26 protein-coding genes are annotated in these 26090 nt (G+C 67.5%); 7 read left to right on the forward strand and 19 right to left on the reverse strand.

Annotated features, from left to right (window positions below):
• Positions 1 to 31 precede the first annotated feature (31 nt).
• On the forward strand, positions 32 to 1228 hold the full coding sequence (locus ACIA5H_RS29285; protein ID WP_397078731.1) for an AI-2E family transporter: 1197 nt from the start codon (positions 32 to 34) through the stop codon (positions 1226 to 1228).
• 121 nt (positions 1229 to 1349) lie between these two features.
• Here ACIA5H_RS29285 and ACIA5H_RS29290 read toward each other — a convergent pair whose 3' ends face one another.
• A complete protein-coding gene (locus ACIA5H_RS29290) occupies positions 1350 to 2645 on the reverse strand; it encodes a hypothetical protein (RefSeq protein ID WP_397078733.1) in 1296 nt (431 codons plus the stop codon).
• 117 nt (positions 2646 to 2762) lie between these two features.
• On the opposite strand from ACIA5H_RS29290, the gene ACIA5H_RS29295 reads away from it, so the two are divergent.
• Positions 2763 to 3329: a TetR/AcrR family transcriptional regulator gene (locus ACIA5H_RS29295; RefSeq protein WP_397078735.1), complete on the forward strand. Its 567-nt coding sequence runs from the start codon at positions 2763 to 2765 to the stop codon at positions 3327 to 3329.
• Between the two features lie 112 nt (positions 3330 to 3441).
• Positions 3442 to 4767 (forward strand): tetratricopeptide repeat protein, encoded by a 1326-nt coding sequence (locus ACIA5H_RS29300; protein WP_364424386.1) that lies wholly within the window; start codon positions 3442 to 3444, stop codon positions 4765 to 4767.
• Here the strand turns inward: ACIA5H_RS29300 and ACIA5H_RS29305 are convergent.
• From ACIA5H_RS29305 to ACIA5H_RS29335, 7 genes are all read right to left on the reverse strand, one after another.
• Complete coding sequence (locus ACIA5H_RS29305) at positions 4757 to 5323, reverse strand: TetR/AcrR family transcriptional regulator (RefSeq protein ID WP_355071845.1); 567 nt, start codon at positions 5321 to 5323, stop codon at positions 4757 to 4759. The genes ACIA5H_RS29300 and ACIA5H_RS29305 overlap by 11 nt on opposite strands.
• Positions 5323 to 5745: a VOC family protein gene (locus tag ACIA5H_RS29310; RefSeq protein WP_379254046.1), complete on the reverse strand. Its 423-nt coding sequence runs from the start codon at positions 5743 to 5745 to the stop codon at positions 5323 to 5325. The genes ACIA5H_RS29305 and ACIA5H_RS29310 overlap by 1 nt, the downstream gene beginning before the upstream one ends.
• 105 nt (positions 5746 to 5850) lie before the next feature.
• Entirely contained in the window at positions 5851 to 8157 is a 2307-nt protein-coding gene (metE, locus tag ACIA5H_RS29315) for a 5-methyltetrahydropteroyltriglutamate--homocysteine S-methyltransferase (RefSeq protein ID WP_379254047.1), read from the reverse strand.
• Between the two features lie 287 nt (positions 8158 to 8444).
• On the reverse strand, positions 8445 to 9317 hold the full coding sequence (locus tag ACIA5H_RS29320) for a 3-hydroxybutyryl-CoA dehydrogenase (RefSeq protein ID WP_355071840.1): 873 nt from the start codon (positions 9315 to 9317) through the stop codon (positions 8445 to 8447).
• A gap of 222 nt (positions 9318 to 9539) precedes the next feature.
• On the reverse strand, positions 9540 to 10829 hold the full coding sequence (aceA, locus tag ACIA5H_RS29325; protein ID WP_355071838.1) for an isocitrate lyase: 1290 nt from the start codon (positions 10827 to 10829) through the stop codon (positions 9540 to 9542).
• A gap of 961 nt (positions 10830 to 11790) precedes the next feature.
• The gene (locus tag ACIA5H_RS29330; RefSeq protein ID WP_397078740.1) at positions 11791 to 12054 is read right to left on the reverse strand and encodes a hypothetical protein; all 264 of its coding nucleotides are present in this window, start codon (positions 12052 to 12054) and stop codon (positions 11791 to 11793) included.
• Entirely contained in the window at positions 12054 to 12386 is a 333-nt protein-coding gene (locus tag ACIA5H_RS29335; protein ID WP_379254049.1) for a hypothetical protein, read from the reverse strand. The genes ACIA5H_RS29330 and ACIA5H_RS29335 overlap by 1 nt, the downstream gene beginning before the upstream one ends.
• 264 nt (positions 12387 to 12650) lie before the next feature.
• On the opposite strand from ACIA5H_RS29335, the gene ACIA5H_RS29340 reads away from it, so the two are divergent.
• The 3 genes from ACIA5H_RS29340 to ACIA5H_RS29350 all read left to right on the forward strand — a co-directional run bounded on the left by ACIA5H_RS29340 (position 12651) and on the right by ACIA5H_RS29350 (position 14523).
• A complete protein-coding gene (locus ACIA5H_RS29340) occupies positions 12651 to 13532 on the forward strand; it encodes a helix-turn-helix domain-containing protein (protein ID WP_397078742.1) in 882 nt (293 codons plus the stop codon).
• Positions 13529 to 13738: a DUF397 domain-containing protein gene (locus ACIA5H_RS29345; RefSeq protein ID WP_397078744.1), complete on the forward strand. Its 210-nt coding sequence runs from the start codon at positions 13529 to 13531 to the stop codon at positions 13736 to 13738. Before ACIA5H_RS29340 ends, ACIA5H_RS29345 begins: the two co-directional genes overlap by 4 nt.
• Positions 13739 to 14124: 386 nt before the next feature.
• Positions 14125 to 14523 (forward strand): hypothetical protein, encoded by a 399-nt coding sequence (locus ACIA5H_RS29350; protein ID WP_397078746.1) that lies wholly within the window; start codon positions 14125 to 14127, stop codon positions 14521 to 14523.
• 84 nt (positions 14524 to 14607) lie between these two features.
• Here ACIA5H_RS29350 and ACIA5H_RS29355 read toward each other — a convergent pair whose 3' ends face one another.
• Positions 14608 to 15456, reverse strand: coding sequence for an alpha/beta hydrolase (locus tag ACIA5H_RS29355; RefSeq protein WP_397078748.1), 849 nt, complete (start codon positions 15454 to 15456; stop codon positions 14608 to 14610).
• A 71-nt stretch (positions 15457 to 15527) separates the two neighbouring features.
• Between ACIA5H_RS29355 and ACIA5H_RS29360 the strand changes: the two genes are divergently transcribed.
• On the forward strand, positions 15528 to 15968 hold the full coding sequence (locus ACIA5H_RS29360; RefSeq protein WP_397078750.1) for a MarR family winged helix-turn-helix transcriptional regulator: 441 nt from the start codon (positions 15528 to 15530) through the stop codon (positions 15966 to 15968).
• A gap of 91 nt (positions 15969 to 16059) precedes the next feature.
• Here the strand turns inward: ACIA5H_RS29360 and ACIA5H_RS29365 are convergent, their stop codons facing one another.
• The 10 genes from ACIA5H_RS29365 to ACIA5H_RS29410 all read right to left on the reverse strand — a co-directional run bounded on the left by ACIA5H_RS29365 (position 16060) and on the right by ACIA5H_RS29410 (position 26065).
• Entirely contained in the window at positions 16060 to 16242 is a 183-nt protein-coding gene (locus ACIA5H_RS29365; protein ID WP_397078752.1) for a hypothetical protein, read from the reverse strand.
• A 414-nt stretch (positions 16243 to 16656) separates the two neighbouring features.
• Positions 16657 to 17043: a DUF6188 family protein gene (locus ACIA5H_RS29370; RefSeq protein ID WP_397078754.1), complete on the reverse strand. Its 387-nt coding sequence runs from the start codon at positions 17041 to 17043 to the stop codon at positions 16657 to 16659.
• 2 nt (positions 17044 to 17045) lie between these two features.
• Entirely contained in the window at positions 17046 to 18293 is a 1248-nt protein-coding gene (locus tag ACIA5H_RS29375) for a hypothetical protein (RefSeq protein ID WP_397078756.1), read from the reverse strand.
• A gap of 27 nt (positions 18294 to 18320) precedes the next feature.
• Entirely contained in the window at positions 18321 to 18626 is a 306-nt protein-coding gene (locus ACIA5H_RS29380; RefSeq protein WP_397078758.1) for a WXG100 family type VII secretion target, read from the reverse strand.
• Positions 18626 to 18970 carry a WXG100 family type VII secretion target gene (locus ACIA5H_RS29385; protein ID WP_397078760.1) on the reverse strand — a complete coding sequence of 115 codons (345 nt, stop codon included), beginning with the start codon at positions 18968 to 18970 and terminating at the stop codon, positions 18626 to 18628. Before ACIA5H_RS29385 ends, ACIA5H_RS29380 begins: the two co-directional genes overlap by 1 nt.
• A 197-nt stretch (positions 18971 to 19167) precedes the next feature.
• Positions 19168 to 20070 (reverse strand): allantoinase PuuE, encoded by a 903-nt coding sequence (gene puuE, locus ACIA5H_RS29390; protein WP_397078762.1) that lies wholly within the window; start codon positions 20068 to 20070, stop codon positions 19168 to 19170.
• A 157-nt stretch (positions 20071 to 20227) separates the two neighbouring features.
• The gene (gene alc / locus ACIA5H_RS29395; RefSeq protein WP_397078764.1) at positions 20228 to 21205 is read right to left on the reverse strand and encodes an allantoicase; all 978 of its coding nucleotides are present in this window, start codon (positions 21203 to 21205) and stop codon (positions 20228 to 20230) included.
• A 44-nt stretch (positions 21206 to 21249) separates the two neighbouring features.
• Positions 21250 to 22464 carry a DUF6986 family protein gene (locus tag ACIA5H_RS29400; protein WP_397078766.1) on the reverse strand — a complete coding sequence of 405 codons (1215 nt, stop codon included), beginning with the start codon at positions 22462 to 22464 and terminating at the stop codon, positions 21250 to 21252.
• Positions 22461 to 25223, reverse strand: coding sequence for a molybdopterin-dependent oxidoreductase (locus ACIA5H_RS29405; RefSeq protein WP_397078768.1), 2763 nt, complete (start codon positions 25221 to 25223; stop codon positions 22461 to 22463). The genes ACIA5H_RS29400 and ACIA5H_RS29405 overlap by 4 nt, the downstream gene beginning before the upstream one ends.
• Positions 25223 to 26065, reverse strand: a complete 843-nt coding sequence (locus ACIA5H_RS29410; protein ID WP_397078770.1) for an FAD binding domain-containing protein — start codon at positions 26063 to 26065, stop codon at positions 25223 to 25225. Before ACIA5H_RS29410 ends, ACIA5H_RS29405 begins: the two co-directional genes overlap by 1 nt.
• Positions 26066 to 26090 lie beyond the last annotated feature (25 nt).

Consider the following 26090-nt stretch of genomic DNA (forward strand, 5'->3'; position numbering starts at 1 on the left):
GAACCGGTCGTCGCGTGGGTACCTTGGCCTTGTGCCTGCGGAGGACGAAGACGAGACGCCAGAACCGGCCATCGCCGCACGCGGCATGCCGCCGTGGCTGCCGCGCGCGTTCCTGCTCGCCGCGGCGACGGTCACCGGGTTGCTGGCGGCCTTCTGGGTGCTCGAGCGACTGCGGAGTCTGCTGACGATTCTGCTCGTCTCGCTGTTTCTCGCCTTCGCGATCGAACCGGCGGTGAACTGGCTGGCGCGGCGCGGCATGCGGCGTGGTCCGGCGACCGGATTGGTGTTCCTCGTCCTGACCGCCCTCGTCGTCGGCTTCTTCTGGACGCTCGGAGCGCTGCTGGTCGAGCAGGTCACCACGTTGGTGCAGCACGCCCCCGAATACGCCGACCGCGGCGTGGACTGGATCAACCACACCTTCCACAAGGACCTGTCCAGTACGGACATCCAGAAGTACGCCACCGACTGGAGCTCGACCCTGGAGGGCTACCTCACCGGATTGGCGGGCAACGTCTGGGGCATCGGCACGGCCGCGATCGGCGCGCTCTTCCAGATCCTCGGCATCCTGCTGTTCACCTACTACTTCGCCGCCGACGGCCCCCGGATCCGCACCGCCGTCTGCTCGCTCCTGCCGCCGCGCCGCCAGCGGCATGTGTTGCGCGCCTGGGACATCGCGGTGGACAAGACCGGCGGCTACATCTACTCGCGCGCACTGCTCGCGCTCGCTTCGACACTCGCGCACTACGTCATGCTGCGGCTGCTGGACGTGCCGTCGGCGTTCGCCCTCGCGCTGTGGGTCGGTGTGGTCTCGCAGTTCATTCCCACCGTCGGCACGTACCTCGCCGGTGCGCTTCCGGTGATCGTCGGTCTGGTGCACGGGCCGAGCACGGCGCTGTGGATCCTCGGCTTCATCGTGCTCTACCAGCAGTTCGAGAACTACGTACTGCAACCGCGCATCACCGCGACCACCCTGGACATGCACCCCGCCGTGGCCTTCGGCGCGGTGCTGGCGGGCGCGGCGCTGCTCGGCGCCACGGGCGCGTTGCTCGCCATTCCGGTCACCGCGACGGTGCAGGCGTTCTCCGGCGCCTACATCCGCCGCTATGACGTCCCGGCCGACGTAGAGGCCGACATCGATCGCCGGACCGGCTCACCCAAGCGCCGCCGGAAGTTGGCCAGGAAGTTGACCACTCGCCTGGCAGGCCGTCACGAGCCGCCCGCGGAGTGAGACCGCGACCGGAGCCGATCGCGGGCGTCGCCGGCCTGTCGAGTTCGAACCCGCCCCATCCCGCTTGCGTCGTGGCATCTCCACTGGCAGGCCGTCGGACGGAACCGGCGACGGCGCGTGGCTAGGCGGCGCGAACGGCGGCCAACGTCCGGGTCAGCGCCTGGCTCACCGCGCCCAGCTGCGACCGGCTGTGCCGTGCGGTGTCGTACTCCACCTGGATGGTCATCCGGTCGCCGACCGTGAACACCGTCAGCTTCGGCGGCATGCCCACCGTCATCGCGAAGACGTCGTTGCGGACGAGCCGCAGTCCCGGCGGGGTCGAAAACGCGGGCAGGCGACCGATATTGGAGATGGCGAAGGTGTTCGGCGAGGAGAACAGCGCGGCGGTCACGGGGTCGGTGACCCGCTGGGCGGCGAGCAGCACCAGCAGTGCTTCTCTGCGCTCGGCCGAGGCGCGCATGCCCGATGCCACCGTGTGCGCCAGCGCGATCGGATCGGCTTCCGGTTCTACGAGCGCGTAGGTGCCCACTCCCGACACGCAGTTGAGCACGGTGCTGACGGGCAGCGGCGGGACGAGGTCCGCGCGGATGTCGACCGCATGGCCGCAGATCATCGGCAGTGCTCCCGCAGGCGGCTCCAGCTCCGCGCGGAAGGCGGCGAGCGCAGCTCCGGTGACCAAGCTGTTCACCGAGACACCGTGGGCGCGGGCGGCGGCGATCACCGCGGCGGTCTCGGTGTCGTCGAGTTCGATCCGGTCCAGGGTCAACCGGTTCGGCCGGTGCGCGCCGTCGCCGAGCTCGGGCAAGTGCCGCGGCGCGAGATCCGGGCTCATCATGGCCGCGCCAGCGCTCATCAGGTCGAGCAGGCCCCCGACCTCCTCGTCGGAGACGATCCGCGCCAGCCTGGTGTCCATTGCCTCGGGCAGGCGTTGGTCCGGATTCGCCTGTGGCGCAGGCGCGCCCGTCACCTGCGCGGTGTAGCGCTCCCACAGCTCGGCGAGCAGCGCGAAAGCGGATCTGCCGTCGGCGATTCCGTGGTGGACGACCAGCACGATCCGATCGTGGTCGCTGTCGCGCAGGAGATGCGCGTGGAACAACCCGCCGGTCCAGTCCTGGGGGGTGTTCACCAATTCCAGGTACTCCGGCTCGCCGCCCTCGGTGATCGTCAAGCGCGGCCGATAGGACTCGTCGCGCCGGAAGCATTTCGCGCCTTCGGCGTCGATCATCTGGCTGCGCAGTAGTGGGTGCGCGGCCGCCAGTTCGGCGAGGGCGCGGCGCAGCGCGGACACGTCGAGGACGCCTTGCACGGTCGAACCGATGAACAGCGGCATGCCACCCACCGGGATGCTGCCGATTCTCGTGTCGGAGCCGAAGTAGCTGCTTTCGAAGGGGGACAGGGGGCGGTGATCGGTCATCATCTCGTTCCTTCTCGTGCGGACGAACCCCACCATACGTACGTTTAAAACGCTTGTCACATACATTTGTTTGAAACGTACGTTATAAACACGCGTATGGCCCCTTGCTAAGGTGCTGGAGTGGGAACCCGCGAAGACCTGCTCGCCGCGGCCAAGCAATGCTTGGCCGAGCGCGGCTACGCACGCACGACCGTGCGCGAGATAGTCGCCGCCTCCGGCAGCAACCTGGCCGCGATCAACTATCACTTCGGCACCCGGGACAAGCTGCTCAACCAGGCGATGATCGAATCGAGCGCGGAGGCGGTGCAGCGAATCGCCGAGGCATTGCCGCAGGACGACCTCGTTACGCCCGCGGCGCGCCTGGAAGTCTTCTGGCGCAAGCTCATCGCGTCGTTCACCGAGGACCGGCCGCTCTGGTCGGCGAATATCGAAGGCCTCGCGCAGGCGCTGCACTCCCCCGAGGTACGCGCGGAGCTGGCGACCGCGGAGGAACACGCGCGCCAGCAGCTCTGGCAGTTGTTCGGCCCGAGCCGCGGCGCGGAGGCCGACCGCGCCGTGGGCGCGGTGCTGCACGCGTTGATCGGCGGTCTCATGGCCCAGTGGCTGGTCGATCCCGACCACGCGCCGTCGCCCGACGAGCTGATCGCCGGATTGCGCACGTTGGCCACCGAGATCGGCCACGACTGAACCGTCTCGCACCGGGCCTATCCCACGCCACGGGTAGCCATGAATCGCGCGCCGATGTAGAACTCTCGGAAAAGGATCCGCACCACTCGGTGCCGAGGCTGGAATGGGAACAATGCTGAAGCGGCCGCCGGACCTGGCCTTCGACCTCGGCAAGATGCACCGCAGGCGCAACGACGTGGCGGCCGCGCGCGAGGCGTTCCAGATCGCCATCGCCTCCGGCCATCCGAACTGGGCGCCGCTGGCCGCCGCGGAGCTGGGCGGACTGCTGAGCGCGGCGGGTGACAAACCGGCCGCGGAAGGCGCCTACCACGTCGCGGTCGATTCCGGCCATGAGGACGCCGGGCCGCGCGCGGCCTACAACCTGGGCCTGCTGCTGGCCGAGCGCGGCGACACGGCGGCAGCCGAGGCGATGTACGAGCGCGCCGCCGAATCCGGCCATCCCGACGCGGCGCCGCGGGCGTGGATCAATCTCGGCTACTCGCGCGCCAAGCGCGGGGACTCGGATTCGGCGCGCACGGCCTACCAGCACGCGATCGACGCGGGCCCCGGCGACATCGCCCGGCTCGCCTTATCCAACCTGGCCTACCTTCTGCGCTCCGAGGACGACCTGGACGGCGTGAAGGCCGCCTACCGCGCCGTCATCGACGGCTGGCCGGAGGACCAGTCGCTCATTGTCGCGGGCGATCTCGTCCAGCATCTGAGCGAGGCGGGCGATCTGCCGGGGGCCAGGGAGGTGAGCCGGTCCTTGGCCGGTTCGGACGATCCCGCGGTGGCCGCGCGGGCCAGTTTCGATATCGGGGTGTTCAGCGAACAACTCGGCGAGCCGGACGTGGCGCTGGCGGCCTTCCAGCGCGCACTCGATTCGACGGACGCGGAAGCTCGCGTCCGGGCGGCGGCCGCGCTCGCGCCGATCTACCACGAACGCGCGGCGACCGTGCTGCGCGAGACGGACTGGGCCGGGCTGGCGCACGCCCACGGATCCGCGAGCGATGCCCCCGCCATGCTCGCCGACCTGATCAGCGCGGCTGTCGAGGACCAGGCGCGCGGCATCGTCTTCCTGTACTCCGCGGTGCTGCACCAGGGTTCGATCTACTCGGTGACCGCGCCCGCCGCCGAAGTCGTGCTCGGCGCCCTGTTGCACGAGCGCACCGACGTGACCTATGTCCGCGCCTGGCTGCGCGATCCGCAACCGCTGCGCTTGGAGCTGCTCAACTGGTTGCACGAGGTGATCGCCACCGCGGCATGGCAATCCGCCGCCGAGGACGACGCCGAGCTCGCCCCGGCCGACCGTACCGCCGCGGCGGCCTGCTTGGCACTACTGCCGCGCGTGCGGGCCGCCACGGCGGCCGCGCTGGCGATGGCCGAGGTCGAAGCGGTGGCCAATGCCGCGACCGAGGTGCTCGCGACGCTCAGCGCGCTGCCTGCCGTCAACGAGTGATCGCGCGCAGCACCGCCGTGACCGACTGTTCGGCGAGTTCATCGGTCAGCGGTAGGTGTCCGAACAACGCCCGGTAATAGATCGGCGCGGCGACCGCGTCCAGCACGAAATCCGGATCGATGCCCGGGTCCACTTCGCCGCGGGCGATGGCCGAGCGCAGCGCCGTCGCCGTGGTCCGCCGCCGCGGTTCGAAGACGGTGGCCAGGAAGTGGGCGCGCAACCGCTCGTCACCCGCCAGGTCCGCGACCAGCGCGGGCAACACCCGGTGCAGCGACGTATCACGCAGTGCCGCAACCAGATCCCGCATGGCGCGGTTCAGGTCGGCGCGCAGGTCGCCGGTGTCCGGGGTCGGTCGCAAGCCGAGCATTTCGGCGACGACGTCGACCACCAGGTGCCGCTTCGACGGCCATCTGCGGTAGATCGCGGGACGGTGCAGACCCGCACGGGCCGCGACCTGCCCGATGGACAGGTCCGCGTATCCCACCTCGTCGAGCAGTTCCCGCGCGGCGGCGAGCACCGCGGCGTCGATGCGGTCGTCGCGGGTTCGTCCCGCCATCAGAAGACCGGTCGCGGCATCAGCACGACGCGCCAACCGTCCGGATCGGGAAAGGTCAAGCCGCCGTTGGCCGCCCAGAACGGATTCTCGGCGGGCACCGGCTCGACGCCGAACTCACCGAGCCGCTGCGCCACGTCGTACATGTGCGACTCGCTTGTGAAGTAGAGCACCAACAGGTTCTCCCGGCTCGGCGCATCGCCGGGGCTGCCGTCCACATGCGTGGTGAATTCCAGGTGGTATCCGGCCCCGGGCAATCCGAGCATCACGCCGTCGTAGCCCGCGTGGTCGCGGAATCGGTAGAGCTCGCGCAGGCCGAGCCCGTCGACGTAGAACCGCACCACTTCCTCGAGCCGGTCGGTGGGGCGGGCGATCCGGACCTGCGCGACGCGCAGTGAGTCCGGCCAGCCGTTGTCGGTGTCCATAGTTCAACGATACAGTACGAACTGTACTGAAATAACTCTCGGAAAACACCGAGGGCCGCCCCGTTCGATCGAACGAAGACGGCCCTCGGCGCGTTCTGCCTCAGCTCACTCGGCAGACTCCACCCGTCTGCGGATGCGGCGCGCCGCCGCGACCAAGTTGCGCAGCGACGGCTCGAGCTGCCAGTAGTGCCGGGTCTTCAGGCCGCCGTCCGGATTCGCCCACAACCGCTGCGGCGTCACCGCTTCGGCTGCCGCCGTGAGCAATTCGTCCAGCTCGTCGATGTCCGGGATACGCGCGGACCGGCTCTCGTACACGCCGGGGCCGACGCCGTGGCTGAGCCCGTGCCCGGACGCGCAGTCCTCCTTCAACGCACGCAGCACCCATTCGATCGAGCGCGTCGCGACGATGGCGGTGACGTCGGCGTCGAGTTCTTCGATCGCCTCGACCACCTCGGCGCGGCCGGAATACCCGATGTGCGTGTGGATCTGCGTTTCCGCCTGCACCCCCGAGGTGGCCAGACGAAACGCGCCGATCGCCCAGCGCAGGTACTCGGCGCGCCCCTCCGGGCGCAACGGCAGCATCTCCCGGATCGCGGGCTCGTCGACCTGGATGATCGCGATGCCCGCCTTCTCCAGGTCCACCACTTCGTCGCGGATGGCCAGCGCCACCTGGTCGGCGGTCTCGTGCAGCGGCTGGTCCTGCCGGACGAACGAGCGGGCGATCATGGTGACCGGCCCGGTCACCATGCCCTTGACCGGCCGGTCGGTGAGCGACTGCGCGTAGGTGATCCACTCCACCGACATCGGCGCCGGGCGCGACACGTCGCCGTAGATGATCGGCGGCCGCACACAGCGTGATCCGTACACCTGCACCCAGCCGAAGCGGGTGGTCGCGAAACCGTCGAGCAGCTCGGCGAAATACTGGATCATGTCGTTGCGCTCGTGCTCGCCGTGCACCAGCACATCCAGGCCGATGTCCTCCTGCAACCGGATCGTCGCCTCGATCTCGGCTTCGATCCGCTTGCGGTACTCCTCGTAGGACAACCGGCCCTCGCCGAGCTCGTAACGCGCCTGGCGAATCCGGGCGGTCTGCGGAAAGGAGCCGAGCGTGGTCGCGGGCACCGGAGGCAGGTTCAGCTTGCGCTGCTGGGCTTCCCGGCGCACCTCGTAGGGCTCCCGCGAGCGCATGTCCGAGGTGATCGCGTAGACCCGCTGCCGCACCGCGTGCTTCTGCTTGAAGTGCACCTCGGTCGGCCGCTTGCGCCATTTGTCCGACGGGCCTTCGGTGAGCGCCTTGGCGAGCGAGACCACCTCGCCCACCTTCTGTTTCGCGAACGCGAGCCGATCGGCGACGTGCCCCTCGATGTCGTATTCGACCAGCAGGTCGTAGGGCACGTGCAGCAGCGTGGTCCCGGTCGAGACGACCAGGTCCGGGCACACCTGCGCCAGTTCGTTCAGGTATTCCAGCGTGACGTAGCGGTCGGCGCGCCACACGTTGCGGCCGCTGATCACGCCCGCGTACAAGCGCTTGCGGCGGATGCCGGGCACCTCGGCCAGATCCTCCGGGCGCATCCGGTGACTGGCGAGGTCGAGGCCGATCGCCTCGATGTTCGTGCTCGCGAGAATGGCCAGCGCCTCACCGAAATCGCCGTACTGTCCGGTGACCAGGATGCGCGGACGCAGCGGGGCCCTGCCCAACCGGTGATAGGCCGATTCGAACGCGGCCAGTTCCGCGGGCGTGCGCTCGCTGGTGAACGCGGGCTCGTCCAGCTGCACACAGGTGGCGCCGCGCTTGGCGAGGATCTCGAACAGTTCCTCGTAGACCGGCAGCAGCTTGTCCAGCAGGCTCAGCGTGTCGAATCCGCCCGACTCGCCGGGGATGTGCCCGGCCTTGGACAGCAGCAGCAGCGACACCGGGCCGAGGACCACCGGCCGCAGTTCGATGTCGACCGCCTTCGCGCGGTCGAATTCGTCGAGCAGCGCCTCGGGGTGCAGCGAGAACTCGGTGTCGGCGTCCATTTCCGGCTGGCGGTAGTGGTAGTTAGTACCCAGGAACCGGACCAGCTCGAGCGGCGGCAGGTCCGGACGGCCGCGCGCCATAAGAAAGTAGAAGTCCAGCGGATGCAGGCCCTCGCGATACGGCTCAAACCGCTTGGGCACCGCGCCGAACAACAGCGCGTTGTCGAGCACGTGGTCGTAGAACGAGAAGGTATTGCCCGGCACCTGGGTCAGTCCGGTGGCGGCCAGCTCGTTGAACTGGGTCTCCTGGATCTCACGGCCGACCGCGAGCAACTTCTCGCGGTCGAGCGAACCGTGCCAGTAGGCCTCGAGGGCCCGCTTGAGTTCGCGGTGCGGCCCGATCCTGGGATAGCCGAGGATGCTCGACCCGTAGCCGTCGGTCACGTTCACCATGAGCGGGATACCTTCTTTCGATCACCTGCGCGGCCCTTGCCGGGATCGACGGATCGACCCCGGCGCTGCGCTCCGGATACCCAGCCGAGCCGTCACCATGGCCCGGCTGTTGTGCAGCTTATGCCGATTGCCGTCAACGGCCCGGCGACACCGATTTCTGGTCGACTCCGCGTCGAGGTTCGCCGGTGCCGTTTCCTACCGGTCGCGGCCCGTATCACGTCCGAGTGTCCGTTGCGCCTTCGCCACGGGCGCGGGCAACGGACGCTCGGACGCGAGACTTCAGAGATCTAGCGATTGTTGTATTGGTAGAAACCCGCGCCGGTCTTCTTGCCGAGCAGTCCCGCCTCGACCATGCGCATCAGCAGCGGCGGTGCCGAGTACAGCGGCTCCTTGAACTCGCCGTACATCGAGTCGGCGATGGACTTCACGGTGTCCAGGCCGACCAGGTCGGTCAGCGCCAGCGGGCCCATCGGGTGGGCGCAGCCGAGCACCATCGCCTTGTCGACGTCCTCCTTGGTGGCGAAGCCGGACTCGACCATCCGGATCGCCGACAGCAGGTACGGCACCAGCAGCGCGTTGACCACGAAACCGGAGCGGTCGGCCGAACGCACGACCTGCTTGCCGAGCACGTCGCCCGCGAACGCCTCGGCCCGCGCGGAGACCGACTCACTGGTCTTGAGCGTGGTGACCAGCTCGACCAGCGGCAGCACCGGGACGGGGTTGAAGAAGTGCATGCCGACCACGCGCTCGGGGTTCGCCGTGGCGACCGCGATCTTCATGATCGGGATGGAGGAGGTGTTGGAGGCCAGTACGGCCGAAGGGTCGGTGACGACCTTGTCGAGCTCGGCGAAGATGCTCGTCTTCACCTTCTCGTCCTCGAGCACCGCCTCGACCGCCAGCTGACGGTCGGCGAAGTCGCCGAGGTCGGAGGTGAACCGCAGCCGCCAGGCGGCCTGCTCGCGTTCGCGCTCGGTGATCTTGCCGCTGCTCACGCCGCGATCGAGGGACCGCAGGATGCGCGCGCGGCCCGCCGCGGCCAGTTCCCGGGTCTGCTCGTACACCAGTACGTCGACGTGCGCCCTGGCACACACCTCCGCGATTCCGGCGCCCATCTGGCCGGCGCCGATGACACCGACGCGTTGGATCTTTTCGCTGCTCACGTCCCGCTCCTGCTGGGTTGTCTGGCTCTGGGGTGGCTGGTCTGCGAAGGTGTCGCTCCGGTGTGAGCGCGCCCTTCGATGGTCCAAGGTATAGGGATGCCCTCCCCGCCGGGGCTGTTCAGCGGGGAGGGCAGTACACCCCTACCGGAGTAGAGGATTGTCGGTTTTCACGTCGGGAACCTCACTTCCCTTGGCGAGCACCAGTTGTGTTTTTCGAACGGCTCAGTGGAACTGGCCCTCTTCGGTGGAGCCCTTGAGCGCCGCGGTGGAGGTGTTCGGGTCCACGGTGGTGGCGATGGTGTCGAAGTAGCCCGCGCCGACCTCACGCTGGTGCTTGATGGCCGTGAAGCCACGCTCGGCGGCGGCCTTGAACTCGCGCTCCTGCAGGTCGACGAAGGCGGTCATGCCCTCGCGGGCGTAGCCGTAGGCCAGGTCGAACATGCCGTAGTTGAGCGAGTGGAAGCCGGCCAGGGTGATGAACTGGAACTTGAAGCCCATCGCGCCGAGCTCACGCTGGAACTTCGCGATGGTCGCGTCGTCCAGGTGCGCCTTCCAGTTGAAGGACGGCGAGCAGTTGTAGGCCAGCAGCTGGTCCGGGAACTCGCCACGGACGGCCTCGGCGAACTTGCGCGCGACCTCGAGGTCCGGCACGCCGGTCTCCATCCAGATGAGGTCGGCGTAGGGGGCGTAGGCCTTGGCACGCGCGATGCAGGGCTCGATGCCGTTCTTCACACCGAAGAAGCCCTCGGGGGTGCGGGTGCCGTCCAGGAACTCACGGTCGCGCTCGTCCACGTCCGAGGTGATCAGGGTGGCGGCCTCGGCGTCGGTGCGGGCGATGATCACCGACGGCACGTCGGCGACGTCGGCGGCCAGACGCGCGGAGGTCAGGGTGCGGATGTGCTGCTGGGTGGGGATCAGCACCTTGCCGCCCAGGTGGCCGCACTTCTTCTCGGAGGCCAGCTGGTCCTCCCAGTGCACACCGGCGGCGCCGGCGGCGATCATGGCCTTCTGCAGCTCGTAGGCGTTCAGCGCGCCACCGAAGCCGGCCTCGGCGTCGGCGACGATCGGGGCCAGCCAGTTCTGAACCGAGGTGTCGCCCTCGACCTTGGCGATCTCGTCGGCGCGCAGCAGCGCGTTGTTGATGCGGCGGACCACGGACGGAACCGAGTTGGCCGGGTACAGCGACTGGTCGGGGTAGGTGTGGCCGGACAGGTTCGCGTCACCGGCGACCTGCCAACCCGACAGGTAGATGGCCTTCAGGCCGGCGCGGACCTGCTGGACCGCCTGGTTGCCGGTGAGAGCGCCGAGGGAGTTGATGTAGTCCTCGTTGTTGACGAGATCCCACAGGATCTCCGAGCCGCGGCGGGCGAGGGTGGCCTCCTCGACGACCGTGCCCTGGAGCTTCGACACCTGCTCCGCGGTGTAGTTACGGGTGACGCCCTTCCAGCGCGGGTTGGTGTCCCAATCCTTCTGGATTTCCGCGGTGGTCCTCGGGGTGCCGGTGGTCGACATCTGTGACTCCACTTCCTCGTTCGGTGCTGCCGCCCGGTCGAGCTACGAAACAGCTCGTACTGCTGGAGCGGCAATTTGCAGGCTTGCTAGGCCCTTGGGGTGTACTTCCACACGATGGCACATGAAGAAATAGGCGTCTACCTGTTGTTAGTGTGAATCTGAGCTAGGTTTTCCGCCCTCTTTGCTAAGTCTGCAAAATTTGCCCTCGAATTGCAGTGGTGCAATCTACCGGCCGGTAGCTCTGACGTGGGATTTTAGCGTAACGCTCGTACTGTTAGCGATCGGCGAGCGGCCCCTATACCCCGGCTCTGCAATTCCCAACTGTGAGGACCTTCACAGGACCACTGTGGCCTACGCCACGCGTCGATCACCGGCTCCGATCGCCCGGCTTCCTCGGTTCCGAACCCGGAGCGTGTCTCTCCGCCCGCCATGCGCGCTCCACAGCTGCCCGCCATGCGCGCTTCGGCACCCCGCCATGCCCGCTTCGGCACCCCACCATGCGCCCCCAAAAGCCGTCAGTCGGATTCCTCGGACCATCCCCCATAGCCGGTGTCGTCGCGCGGAGTCCGGCGTCATCCGCCCGGCCGCGACCAATGCCGCGAAGGCGGCGCGCTTGCGGGGACAGTCGTGTTCACGATGCAACTGCATCGCGCGATGAGCATCCGCGAGCGTGAATGTTCGCCCCGGCCGGTTACACGTCCACGCCTCGGGCCAGGTCACCGACCGCAACGAACAACGGGCTCGGGTGGCCCCGCGCGCGGGGCCGGGACGGCGCGGCCGGGCGATCGGCCAGACACACGCGATCCCGACCGCGGCGAACGCGCCACCCCCGACCACGGCGAGAACGCTCTGCACTATGTGCCACACGCCCACGGCCGCTCGCCTTCCACGGCGCAGCCGTTGTCTGCGTCCGGTGTGGACAGCGCCGGCCGCGCGAGCCCGTCGAGCACCTGTTGAAAGGTCACCACGTCCGGCGTCCCCTCGAGCGCCCGTCCACGCTCGCTGTGGTCGATGGGGAAGGCGATACCGCGACGATGAGCCGCTCTCGCGGGCTGAACTGCTGCGGCACCATCCGGCCGCTCTGCACCAACGTGCAGTAGGCGACCCACTTCCAGGCGCACTGCTCGATCCGGCAGGCACGATGCCGCCGCATCTGCTGGTGCGCCACCTCGGGATCAGCGGATGCGCAGGCGCGCGGCGGAACGACGATCACGTGTCGATTCATCACGCCGCCCCCGCTCCGACCCTCGGCCCAGCCTGCGCCGACCGCGCCCAAGTGCACTGCGGGCAAACAGTTTCCAGATCGAACCCCGCGTCACAGACCAACGCGGGCCGGTTGTCCACATGCTCGAGATCGAAAACAACGATCACCTCGATCTCCAGCCCGCCCGCGATCGCGAGCACGTACCCGATCGGATCATCGACATCGACCGGTGGACGAACCGTGTAGACGTATCGGTAGCCGAGCGCGAGAGCATGCCGCTGCAGTGCATCGGCATGCCGTGCTGCGTCCGGGCCGGACACGTCGTTGCGAACGAGCCCGATTGCTTTCGGCACTTCCCCGCTCACGGTCGAGCGGAGAGCCGACCCGACATTCACAAGCTGCGTATTCATCGGATACCCCCAATATCTTCGAAGCGATTCGTCTGATTTGCGGCCCCGGCGTGGCTACCTCGCTCATCCCAGCCGCCTGCCGCACACCGAGTACAGCACCATCAAGCTCGAAAATGGAGTAATAACAATATGATTGGCTTCAGATGGATTCACTCCAGATCAACTGGAATGATCACGTAGCACTGCTAACGAAAGGTGGGGGTTCGCATGGCAGCCCAGACGACGACTCTGCCACGCAGACTGCTGGCTCGACGCTTGCTCGAGTTGCGCGAGCACGCCGGACTCACCCGGGACAAGGCGGCCAAGCTGTCGGAGATGAGTTCACAAACGTTGTGGCGCTTGGAGAACGGCCAAGTCGCCATGGTCAAGAAGATGGTGATCCGAGCACTGTGCGATGTGTACGACGCGATTGACGACGACCGGCAGGCGCTGCTCTGGCTGGCGGAAGAGGCACGTAAGACCGGCTGGTGGCAGTCCTACAGCGACGCGATGTTTGCCAACACAGACCTGTTCGTCGTGCTCGAACAGGCGGCCTGCCATGTCACGTCGTTTCAATTGACGTTGCTGCCAGGTTTGGTGCAGACAGCCGACTACCGACGTGCCGTCGCCAAAGCCTTCATCCCAGCGTTGACCGATGACGCGATCGATCGGCACATAGAGTTGCTCACCAAACGACAAGCGCGCCTTCAGGAACCACCCGACCGATTCAGCCTGGACGTGAGACTGAGCGAGGCAACGTTGCGCCACCATATCGGCGGCACTGCGGTCATGGCAGGCCAGTCCAGTCATTTGGCGGACCTGAGCCGCTTGCCGAACGTATCCATCCGAATCGTTCCACTGAACGCCGGTTCCTACCTCGGATTGGAAGCAGGTTCCTTTGTATTGCTGGAGTTTCCCGAACACCCGAACCCGTCGTTGACGGAGCCGCCCGTGGTCTACGTCGAGGGCTACACTGGGGCCCTGTACCTGGACAAACCCGACGAGATCGATCAGTACCAGACCGCGCGGTCAAGTGTCGAGAGTGCGGCACTGAACGAGGACGAGTCCCGGGCGCTGCTGGTGGCAATTGCAGAGGAGTACGGAGCGTGAGTGCCGACCTATCGACGGCGAAGTGGTTCAAAAGCAGTCGCAGCGGCACTGGCAAAGACTGCGTCGAGGTCGCACATCTCACCGGGGGCATGGTCGGTGTCCGTGACTCCAAGAACTCCACCGGCCCAGCGTTGATCTTCACGCCCTCCGACTGGGACGCCTTCACGGCAACCATCACCGATGGCGGGTTCGATTTCCCAGAGTGAGCACGGTTCCTGCTCGCCAACACGCGGCCCATACCAGGACATGCATTCTCAGGTACGGGCCGCTGTCGTATCGCGAGAACTCCGTAGCACTCGCACGATGAGATCCTGCACATAGACGAAGCAGTCCGAGCCGCCCGGCTGCCGGCGGCGATGGCAGAGGAGTACGAAGCTCGAGCGTCGACCTACCCGCGTCGAAGTGGTTCAACAGCAGCCACAGCGGCACTGGCAACCTCTCCGACTATTCCGGCTCACGAGTGGCACATGAGCGAGAGCCCTTCTCGCATTTTGCCGCAGCCTTGTGCCACTCGTGGCGGAAGATGGCCGATCCGAAGGGGGCGTGTTCTCTCGAGGAGTGTTCGGCCCTATGGACGAATGGCAGGATGGGCATGGGTATAGACGAAGCAGTGCGAGGCGCACGGTTGCTGGCCGCTGATATCGAAGAATCCGTGGGGTTCTCGGTACAGATCAGCACCGAGTACACCGAGGACTGGCGGAGATTCGGCGAGCAGTCCGGTCGCCCGGTGCCGAAAGTATGGGTGAGCATTGGAGTGCCGGATGCCGGCACCTCCGCGGCGCTCGACCCCACCAAGTCGGGCAGCGGCACGGCCGAGGGCTTCGCGATGGAGTTGGTGCGAATCCTTCAGGACGATATCCAGATTCACATACGCGAGCCGTGGCCGAAGGACCCCGCTGCCAGCGGCCAGGCGCTGGAACCGAGTGAGCGCGGTTGGCGAAGCCGAACGGATCCCGGGTATCTCGTGCCGTACGGCAGGCTGGGCCGCTGAGCGGGCATGCGCACGGGCATTTTCCCCAACCTGGGCGCAGGATCAGTCCGTCTGCGGCAATGATGTAGCGAGCCGGACCAGGCTCTATCCCGCCAATACCGTGTGGTCTGACAAGATTTCGCCGACCCGCGCGGCCCATCCGGCCGGATGCGTCAGATTTCCGTTGTGTCCGCCGGGAAATCCCATCACCGGCACGCCGCGCAGCGCCGCCAACTCGTGGGCGGCCTTGTAGTCGAAGACGTGCTGAGGGGTGGTGTGCCCGCAGGCCGGGACGATGCGTACCGGCGAGTGCCGCAAGGCCGCGACGTCGAGGTGGTCGGCGCGGATCGCGGCGAAGTCGTGTCCGAGGAAATGTTCGAAATTCGCGGCGCGCTCGGGGCCGAGCGGCGGTGCGGTGACGCCGGGTTCGCGATCCTGGCTCTCCGGATCGATCCCCAGCGTCCGCACCATCGGGGCGAGCGCCGCCTGCCACCCGCGCTCGGCGAACACCTGCTCACAGTGTTCGAGTTCGCCCATTTGGGCGGCGCGGTCGGCGGCGCCGAGCAGCCACGGCGTGACGGGCTCGTGCGCGATGAGAGTGTGCAACCGGTCCGGGTGCTCGACCGCCAGATGCAGTCCGATGGCCGCGCCCATGCTGCACCCGAGCATTGCCACGGGCTCGTCGGTCAACGTCGAGAGCAGGCGGTCGACATCGTCGGCGTGCGTCGCAACCGAGGCGGGAGCGCTTGGATCGCGAAGGACGCTGCGGGACAGTCCGCGCCGGTCGTAAGTGACGACGGTGAAGCGCCGCTCCAGATGGCGGACCAGATCTTCGCTGCGCCGCGCGTCCCCCTCGCCGCTCTGCGAGATCAGCAGCATCGAGCCGCTGCCGCGAACTTCGTAGTACAGGTCGGCTCCGGGGACTTCGAGAGTGCCGGTGGCAATCGTGTTCATGCAGACAGGCTAATCCATCAATTCAGATACATCAAGTCTGATGCATCTGAATTGATGTAAAGTTCTCCGTCGTGGACGGAGTCGAACTGTTCCTGTTGGGCCGGACGTTGATGAAGATCGGCGAGGAGGCGTTGCCGACGGCGGGACTCAGCGGCGGACACCGCCCCGTGCTCGTCGTGTCGAGCGACATCCTCGAGCACCCGGACAGCACCGTGGGCGAGATCGCCACCCGCACCGGATTACCGCAAAGCGCGGTATCCACCGCCGTAGCCAGACTCAAGGAGGCCGGTGCGGTCACCTCGACGGTCGACCCACGCGACCGCCGCCGCACCCTCGTCCGCGCGGCCGACCAGGCCTCACCCCGAGTCGCCGAAGTACGAGCAACACCAGTGGACGACGCGGTGGCAGCGGCACTGGCCGACAACGACCCGGCCGCCCTACGCGAGGTGCTCGACGCGCTCACGACACTGACCCGCCACCTCCGACCACGCGAACCCCGCGCCGATCCCTGACGCCCGCCACCAGCCACCCGACGACCGCGAGCGGCACACCACCGAGAGGTCTCCTCGCGTTTCGCCACAGCCATGTGCCACTCGCGACGCGTCAGGGAAGGTAGACGCAGCCGCCCATGCCGAGGTAGCTACGGATCGAGCAGATCAGATTGTTCACTGTTTTGCCTGAGCCGGAGGACGAGCCACTACTGAGCGGCTCGGCGCTCGCGGTGGCCGCGACCGGCAGTGACAGGGCGGCGGTGACCAGCATGGTGGCCGCGATCTTCTTCGTCATGTTTTCTCCTGCCATCATGAATTCGAGGACCAACTCCGGCACTCGCCTTCACTGTCGCCACGAAGCGTACGAATCACTGAATGGCGATGACAGCCCCAACTTTTCATGTCTGCCGAGATGCGCACATATCGCCTTCCGGCTCTGTAATCGAAGGCTCGTACAAACATTCGACTCCGTAGTCGAGGTCGCTGCCGGCCGCGCTCGAAAGGACGTTGTTGGAGCCGAGTTCGGTGCGCCCGGCGACGACCAAAGCTGCGAACGTCGCATGAGCGATGCCCTAGACGCGCACAGACTGCCACCGAGCGCAGCGCGAGCCGGCGAGCGCCCATACCCACAAGGGAAGTCTTCTAACGTTTCGCGGCAGCCTTATGTCAGTCGATCGGTCACCTGTGGTCGCGAACCGAGCGTGTCGGCTCAGTGTGCCCCGCGCGCAGACCAAATAGCCAGTTCTCCGCCCGGCATACAGATCACGCGATAGCCACCCGGCCCGACGACTCCCCATGCCTCGTATTCTTCATCGACCGGGACGTAAATTCTCGCTCCGGATTCGAGAACAACCGTCAAACCGGACCCGTCTTCAGCGCTGGAGGACGTGACAGCACTCCCGACCAGCGCCTTCAGATCGGTCGCGATACTCTCGTAGTCCTCGGATGACACACTCGACGTCACGCCGTCCGCAGTGGTGAACTCGATGTCGCCCTCGATTTGGAGTTCAAACTCCGAGTTCGGACCGAATCGAATTGTCACCGCATATCCTATCAGAACTTCGGATACGCGATGATCCACCAATGAAATTTCCATTCTCACCATCCTTGGGGCGTCGGGAATGATCCGTCCGGATTCTTCGGTATGTGGGTTGCAGCTTTGCTTCCAGGTTTTCCGTCGAGTCCGATTGGTTGGCCGTGTTCATTGTAGAATCGAACATATCCGTTCGGGTATTGCGCGGTCGGCTCCGCATCGCGGAACATATTCGCATTCCCCTTGGACCCCGGCTTCTGCCAGACCCAACCCTTTCCGTTGTCCGCTCGCCTGACCTCCCATCCCTCGGGAACGTGATTCGGCCGCTTCGGTGTTCCCGCGCCGATGATCTTCTTGCCTAGTTCCCGGAGCCGTTGCAGGACCGACCGAATGTTGACAGGGAGTTTCTCGAGAGCCTTCAGTACCTTGAAGCCGATGCCGGCGAGGACGGTCCCGACTCGGGAAGCATAGTTCTTCACCTTGAGCGCGATCTTCCCTGCCTTCGCCGCAGCAACCGCTGCAGCACCGAAACCTGCCGTCAGTGCTCCGGCGACAATACTGAAGGCAACACTTGTCGCAATCTCGAGGGCGATCTCCTCGGCGAGTTCCCTGAGGAGTTCTTTGAGTTTCTCACGGAGGCTGTCGATCGCCGCTTTGTGGTCACGGCAGGATTGCGCGATCTCCGCATAAAGGCCGAGGATGCTTTCGGCCGACGACTTCATCTCACGAATATCTTCGTCGACGTACTCCAAGTCGGGCGCCGTCTCGGTTTCGAAATCGTTTGCGAGACCTTCGAGAAGAGCAGGAAGATTACCCGCCCCATCAGCGGATGCGAACCTCGACCAGACATCAGCGGCGTTTTGCAGTTTATCGGGTTCACCGTCCGGGATCGATACACCGAAATTCTCCAGTGCGGAAACCGCGAAACCGACATCGTCGAAGAGTCCGCTGCCAGGGCCGCCGGCGGATGGAGGCGGAACTACGCAGGAGGCCCAGGCCGGAGGAAACTGTGTCGGTTCGACCGGTGCGGCGCGGCCGCTTCCTTCCTCATGATCGGCGAGGGCGTAGTTGTAGCCGGAAGCCTGCAATACGTTGGCATAGTTACCCATCGCCTCGATGAGGGACTGCGTCAAGGTCGTAGCCTCGGTGACGGTTTTGTCGCATGAGGTTGCCCAATCCTTGGACGCCCCGACGTTGCCGCCCATAGCGTCTGTACCGCGCAGAGCGGCCATCTGATCGGCGAAAATCTTTTGAAATGTGCAAGCGTAACTGTTGAGGCTGGCCGCCGCCGACGAATACACCAGCGGATCCACGACAAGTTCCGACATCGGCGTTGGGCCTCACCCGCGTCCGAGCATTTGAAGATTCGCGGCGATCGCCGCGGCGTATCGGTCGTGGGCAGCTTGGGCGGCTTCCTGCATGGCCTGAATGCCTTCGGCGACATCGGTGGCACCAGTGACCCACTGGCGGAACGCGTCGGCTTGGGCGTCGGCGGCCACGCCGTTCCAGTTCTGCTGGACCGTGTCGATGCGCTGCTGAAGTCCGGCGAGGCTGTCGTTGAGAAACCCGACGAATGCACCTAGGCGTGCGTTGATCTGTTCGAGTTCGGACAGCTTTACTCGGAAAGGTTGGGCGTTGTCCACCATCACAGCTCCGGGAGGTCGAGCGAACTGGTCAACGACGCTGTGACCGATGCGCGGAAGGAGTCCTCGTCGGCGACGACCTGGCTGGTCACGCCGAGTAGGTCTGCCATCGCTGCCAACGCGGCCAACACCGTGTCCGCACCTTGCTTGGTTTCGAGCCAACCCGCCGAGTACGCGTCTGCAGAGATGCCCTTCCACGACTCCAGCAGAGTGGTGATATCGGAATCCAGGGATCTCAATCCGTCCACTAAGGACTCAGCCACCCGCTGCACATACTTGCCTGCGTCAGCGACCTCGGCAGGCACCACAGCGAAATCTCGGCCAGACTCATCCGGACCCGAAGTCATAATGGCCCTCCCCCTCTTGGAACAGGCGAACCCCGCACCGACGGTACCGAATTCAGAACTGGCTCAGCAAGTACATCTGGGCAGAATCATCAGACGACAGCAGCGCAGCAGGAGTTCCTTCGTCTCCGACGGAATCGACGGTTCACGAAAATGCCTGCCGCTCGGATGCGCTCGCCGGTTTGTGGGTTACTAGTCCTTCACCTTGAGACGGGTGGCGGGTGCACCGCGCGCCAATGTCGCGCTATGTCGATGCGGCGGGTGATCCAGACCTGGTCGTAGGACTGGATGTGGTCGAGTAGGCGTTCCAAGGCGGCGGTGCGGGCGGGGCGGCCGATGAGGCGGCAGTGCAGGCCGATGGACAGCATTTTCGGATTACCTTCCGCCCCTTCGCGGTAGAGGACGTCGAAGGCGTCGCGGACATGTGCGAAGAATTGTTCGCCGGTGGGGAAACCGGCGGGCGAGGCGAATCGCATGTCGTTGGTGTCCAAGGTGTAGGGCACCACCAAGTGGTCGCGGTCGAGCACGCGCACCCAATAGGGCAGGTCGTCGGCGTAGGAATCGGCGTCGTAGGCGAAGCCGCCGTGCTCGACCACCAGCTCCCTGGTGTTCGGCGAATCGCGGCCGGTGTACCAGCCCAGCGGCGCGGAGCCGGTCAGTTCGGTGAGGACGCGCACCGCCTCGGCCATGTGCGCACGCTCGGTGTCGCGGTCGGTGAGCTGGTAGGACTTCCAGCGCAGACCATGGCAGGCGATCTCATGGCCCAATTCGCCGAAGGCGGCCACCGCCTCCGGGTTGCGTTGCAGAGCTCGGGCGACCGCGAAGATCGTCAGCGGCAACCCGCGCCGTTCGAAGACGCGCAGCACTCGCCACAACCCGGCGCGTGAGCCGTACTCGTAGAGCGACTCCATGCTCATGTGGCGGTTCGGAAAGGCTTCGGCGGGAGTCATTTCCGACAGGAACGTCTCGGAGAACTCGTCACCGTCGAGGACGTTGTTCTCGCCGCCCTCCTCGTAGTTGAGCACGAACTGGACCGCGATCCGCGCCTCTCCCGGCCACTGCGGGTCCGGCGGACGCGGGCCGTAGCCGACGAAATCCCTCATCAGCGCGCCTCACGAAAACACGACTCGGTACGCGCTGCCGATGCCCGCGTGTTCATGTGCCGAGCTCGCCCCGCAGGCGCAGCTTCACTCCGTGCGGACGCCCACGCGTACAAACGCCGAGCAGGCGCAGCCCGACACACTGCCGACGTTCGCCCGCTCATGCGCCGAGCTCTCCGTACAGGCGCAGCCGCGCCAGCCCTCCGTCCGGGTAGATGTCCAGCCGCACCTCCTCCACCGACGCCGCCATCGGCGCGATCGGGAACCGGTGCCTGGTGTCGGGTTGAAGCGGGGTGCGCGGCAACAACTCCAACTCGGTGCCGTCGTTGGTGCGACCGGTCAGCCGGGCGGCGCCCGGACTGTTGCCCAGGAAGTAGGACGTGTCCAGCTCGGCGAGCCGGATCAGTCCCGGCCCGGCCAGGCGGATGCGCACCCAGTCGTTGCCGTCGTCCCTGCGGCGGGCGGTCTCCCAGCCCTCACCCATGGACCGGGCCCGGCCGGGATACAGCAACTGGTTCGGCGAGCTGTAGAAGCGATTGGAGCAGTCCAGCACCAGCGCGCCGTTCTCCAGCGCGGCCAGGTCCAGCGGGCCGAGGCCGAGCAGGCGCGGGTCGGGCCGTCCTTCGCCGTGCACCCGCAGCCTGGCGACGCCGCCGTCGGGGTGCATGGTGAGTTTCACATGCGTCCAGCGCTTCTCGTTCTCGACGGCGAAAGGATTGCGGTGGTCGCCCGCAATCGGCGAGCGATCGACCAGCATCACCCAATCGTCGCGTGCGGCGATGGTTTCCGCGGGCGGATAGTCCTCGACCTCCAACGCGGATACCGAGACAGCGGGCGGGTAGTTGCCCTTGAACCACGCCGTGTCCACCACGATGCCGCGGATCACGCCGGGCACGCCGAGCCGCACGATCGCGGCGTCGTCGCCCGGCTGCCCGCGGTGTCGGCGGGTCTCCCAGCCGTCGTAGATCTGTCCTTTGTGCCCGAAGTCGGACGGCCGGTACTGGGCTGGCCCCGGGTTGATCAGATTCTCTTTCTCCGCGAAGAATTCGTCGTTCGCCCAGATCACCGAACCGCCCAGCGGCCGGACCGCCAGGTCCGGCAGCAGCGTGAATTCTTCGTCTTCGCCCCGGTCACGCATCGCGTCTCCTGTGTCGTGCGGGATCGTCCCGTTCGGATGGCCGATCACGGCGCCTCCGGTATCGGCGCGCGTGCCGCCAGGGCTCGCAGAACCGTCTCGGTGAGTTCCGGAGTCCCCGCGTCCGGGCGGGCACCGCAATCGATGCCACGCAGCACCGTGGCGGCCAGCGCTTCCGCGGTGGCGGGCTCGTCGACGATGTCGCCGCCGCGTCGAGCGAGGTAGTCCCGCAGGCGCGGCACCGCGACGTCGATCGCCCGGCGGAAGAAGTCGTAGGTGGCGAGCCAGCGGGTGACCAAGTGACCCGGATGCATGTCCCAGCCCTGGTAGTACCCGCGCCGCAACGCCCGGGCAACCAATCGGTGGTGGTTGCGCAGCGCGGCCTCCGGGTCGGCGTCGGGCACGATCTGGGTGGAACCATCGCATACCCACACCCCGGTCTGCGCGGCCGCGACTTGCATGACCGCCTTGGCGTAATCGGCGGCCGGGTGGTCGAGCGCCTGATCCGGTGCGGCCACCCCACAGGCGGCGGTGTAGTCGTACGTACCGAAATGCAATGCGCTGCATCGTCCTTCGGAGAGGGTGAGCATGGCGGCCACCGGCGCGGTGCCATCCGCGGCCAGGATCGCCTGCGGGCTCTCGATCTGTAGTTCGAAGCACAGGCTGCCCTCGGCGATGCCGTACCCGCGTTCCAGCCCTACGCACAGCTGCACCAGGGCGGGAACCTGCTGCGCCGCACGGATCTTCGGCACCGTGAAGACGAACCCGTCGGGCACGCCGCCCGCGCCCTCCAACACGAGGCCGAGCGTGCGCAGCGCGCGGCGACGCTCGCCGCCGCCCAAACCCTTCATCCGGATGCCGCTGCTCGCCGGGCCTCCGGGGCGTCGTGCCCAGGCAGCCAGCACCGCGCCCGCCGCCGTGGCCGCGTGGTCCTCCTCGGCGTCGGCGCGCAGGCCGTAGCCGTCCTCGAAGTCGATGCGCAGATCCTGGACCGGGTCGGCTTCCAGCCGTTTGCGCACGTCGGGAAGCGAATCGGTGCCGTCGAGAGTGGTCAGCAGATCGTGGTGGCGGTCGAGTAGTTCGACCGCGGTCGCGCCCCATTCCCCGGGAGTCTCCTCGGTGACCCGGTCGGCCGGGACGTACACGGTGTGGATCGGTTGCGAGCGACCGTTCGAGCCGGGGTATCGGCGGCGCAGCTCGGTGTCGACCGCGTCGAGCATCGCCTCGATCCGGGCGCGGACGTTCTCCGGCACCTTCGTCATCGTGATCCCTTCTCCCGCAGGGCGGCCCAGACCCGGTCCGCGGTCATCGGCAGCCCGTACAGCCGCACGCCGACCGCGTCGCGGATCGCGTTGGCCAGCGCGGGCGCGACCGGGTTGTACGGCGATTCGCTCATCGACTTGGCCCCCAACGGACCGAGCGCGTCGGACGTCTCGGCGAAGTAGACCTCCGTGCGCGGCACGTCGGCGAATTGCGGTATGTGGTAGTGCCGCAGGGTCTGCGCACCCACCACACCGTGCGCGCTGCGCATGTCCTCGTACAGCGCCGTGCCGATGGCCTGAGCCGCGCCGCCCTCGATCTGCCCGCGGCACTGCACCGGGTTGAGCACCGTCCCCGCGTCGGCGGCCTGGATCGATTGGAGGATGCGCACCGCCCCGGTGTCCGGGTGCACGGCGACGCGGAAAGCGTGCACGTTGAAGCTCACCGACCTGGGACTGCCGTCGTGCTCGGCGCGCGCGGTGAGGTCGCCTCCGGTCAGCAGTTCGGCGGCGGTGAGCAGCCGGTCGCCGCAGTGCACGCCGCCGGAGTTCAGCGCGCAGTCCCGCTCCACGACGCCGGTCAGTTCCGCCGCCCTCGCCAGCAGGCGCCCGCGCAACGCGCACGCCGCCGCGTACACGGCCTTGCCCGCGACCACGATGCCGGTGGAGCCGAACGCGCCGGTGTCGTGGTCCACCAAGTCGGTGTCGCCGTGCCGGACCACGATGCGGTCCACCTCGGTGTCCAGCGCGGTAGCGGCGAGCTGCGCGTGCACCGTCGTCGTTCCGTTGCCGAATTCCGCCGTGCCGACCCGGATCTCGTAGCGGCCGTCGGGCAGCAGCGCGGCCGTCGCGGTCGACCGGTGACCGCGCGGCGGGACGGTCGCGATCATCGCGGCGGCCATGCCCGTGCCCACCCGCCACTCCGGGCCGGGCGCGTGCACGTCGTTGCCGCGCAGCAGCGCTCGTTCGGCGAGGTCGAGGCATTGGTCCAGGCCGTAGCTGCCGAACATGAGGTCGCTCTCGTTCACCGCGGCGCCGACGAACCGGTCGCCCGGCACTACCGCGTTGGTGCGGCGCAGTTCGAACGGGTCCATGCCGAGCGCGTGCGCGAGTTCGTCGAGAGCCGACTCCACCGCGAAGATCACCTGCCCGAGGCCGTATCCGCGGAACGCGCCGGAGGGAACGTTGTTGGTGTACACCGCCTGCGCGTCGACCCGCTTGTTGGCACAGCGGTACAGCTCCACCGACTCACCGACGCCGTGATACATCACCCCGCCGCTGTGATTGCCGTACGCGCCGGTGTCGGCGAGCACGTCGACCGCCAAGGCGGTCAGCACACCGCGCGCGTCGGCCCCCGCCGTCACCGCGACCCGCATGGGATGGCGGCAGGTCGCGGCGGTGAATTCGTCGGAGCGCGTGAACTCGTATTGCACCGGTCTGCCGGTGCGCAGCACGGCCAGCGCGATCAGGTCCTCGGCCAGCATCTCCTGTTTCGCGCCGAACCCGCCGCCGACCCTGGCCGCGAATACCCGCACCTGCGCGGACGACCGGCCGAACAGGCGGCACAATTCGTCGCGGACCAGGAACGGGACCTGGGTGCTGCACCGGATGACCAGGCGTCCGGCGTCGTCCAGCCAGCCGACGCCGCCGTGTGTCTCCAAGTGCACATGCTGACCCCGCGGCGAATCCCAGACGCCGCGTACGACATGCGCCGCGGCAGCCAGACCCGCGGCGACGTCACCCACCTCGCCGTGCAGTTCGGCGACCAGGTTGCGGCCGGGATCGACGATCCGGGCCGAGGGGGGCTTGTCGCCGTGCAGTTTCGGCGCGTCGGGGCGCAGCGCGTCCTGCGGTTCGAACACCGCGGGCAGGACCTCGTAGTCGACCTCCAGCAGACGGCATCCCTCGCGGGCGATCGCGACGCTGTCGGCCACCACCGCGGCCACCCGCTGCCCCACGAAGCGAACCGTGCGGTCGAGCACGTAGGTGTCGTCGGGGTCGTCGGTGCGCAGCTCGTGCCGCGCGGTGGAGAACGGCACGTCCGGCGCGTCGGCATGGGTGAGCACCGCGTACACGCCGGGTAGTGCCTCGGCGGCGGTGGTGCCGATCGAGCGGATTCGCGCATGCGGGTGCGGGCTTCGCAGCACCGCGATGTGCAGCGGCGCGGACGGTGGCGCGGTGTCGGCGTCGCCCGGTCGCGGCAAGTCGAAGGTGTACGGTTCGCGTCCGGAGACGATGCGCGGCCCGGCCGGGGCGCCCGCTCCCACGATCGGCGCGGCCGGATCCGGTGCCACGGCGGCAGGATCGTCCGGAGTGAGCTGCTCGCCCAGCGCGGCGCGGATGGCGCGGTAACCCGTGCAGCGGCAGAGGTTGCCCTTCATCAGCTCGGCGAGTTCGTCGCCCGACACGCCGGCCTGCTCGTCGGCGGCACACCCGAGACCCGCGGCCGTGACCACCATGCCCGCGGTGCAGAACCCGCATTGGAACGCGGCGTCGGCGACGAACCGGCGCTGCACCGGGTGCGGATGCTCGGGCGTTCCGAGTCCGGCGGCGGTGGTGACAGCGCGTCCGGCGGCGCGAAACGCGGGAAAGACGCAGGAGTGCACCGTCATTCCGTCGACCAGCACCGAGCAGGCCCCGCAATCTCCCGTGTCACAGCCCTTCTTCACCGCCAGGTTGCCGCTGTCGCGCAGCGCCGTCCGCAGGCACTGACCCGGCCGCGCCGCGATGTCGACGGTCCTGCCGTCCACTTCGAATCGCATCAGCTTCCCCGCAGTTCCGCGGCGACCTCGTCGGCGAGCACTCCCGAGACATGCCTGCGCCACTCCGGCGACCCGTGCGGATCGTCGAACCACAACGGCGAGTCGATCGTGTGCATGGCATCGCGCATCTCGCCCTCGGAGGGCGGGGCGGCGAAGTCCAGCACGACGGGCCTGCTCGTGGCGGCCGTGATCGTGACCGCGCTACGGCCACTGCCTTCCCTCCGCCCCATCACGACGGCGCCGGAGCGGCCGAGCGGGGCGAGCGCGATCTTTCGAAAGCTGGTGCGGGCCAACAGACTCGAGCGCGGCAGGCGAATGGAGCGCAGCACGTCGCCGGGGCGCAGCGCCGTACGACCCGGACCGAGGACGAACTCCCGCATCGGAATCTCCCGATCGGCGCCGTCCGCGGCCCACACCAGCGCCGTTCCGTCGAGCGCCACCAGCGCGCCGAGCACCGCACCCGCGGGCAACGCCAGGCAGACGTTGCCCCCGACGGTCGCGGTGCGCCAGATCTTGTGCGAGGCCAGCAGCGCCCGGCAGGACCGGGCGAACAGCGCGGTCCCCGGCCACGGGTCGCGCAACACCCCCGTCCCCAACTCACGGCCCGGCGCGGCTCCGGCGAACTCGGCCAGGGTGCAAGTCGCGGCGATGTCCAGTCCGCCGTCCACGATCTCGAACGCGGGCCACCCCAGGCCTGTGATGTCGACCAGGCGCAGCAGCTGATCCTGCGGCTCGGAGAACAGGAAGGTTCCTCCGGCGAGCACCGCGGTGGACGCACCGAGCACGGCCAGGTCTTCGCGCTCGCGAGCGACCACCACCTCGCGAATCGTGTCCAGGTCCACGTCTCACCTCGTTCCTGCCTCTCCG

The organism is Nocardia sp. NPDC051900 (genome assembly GCF_044452545.1).
Taxonomy (GTDB): Bacteria; Actinomycetota; Actinomycetes; order Mycobacteriales; family Mycobacteriaceae; genus Nocardia; species Nocardia sichangensis.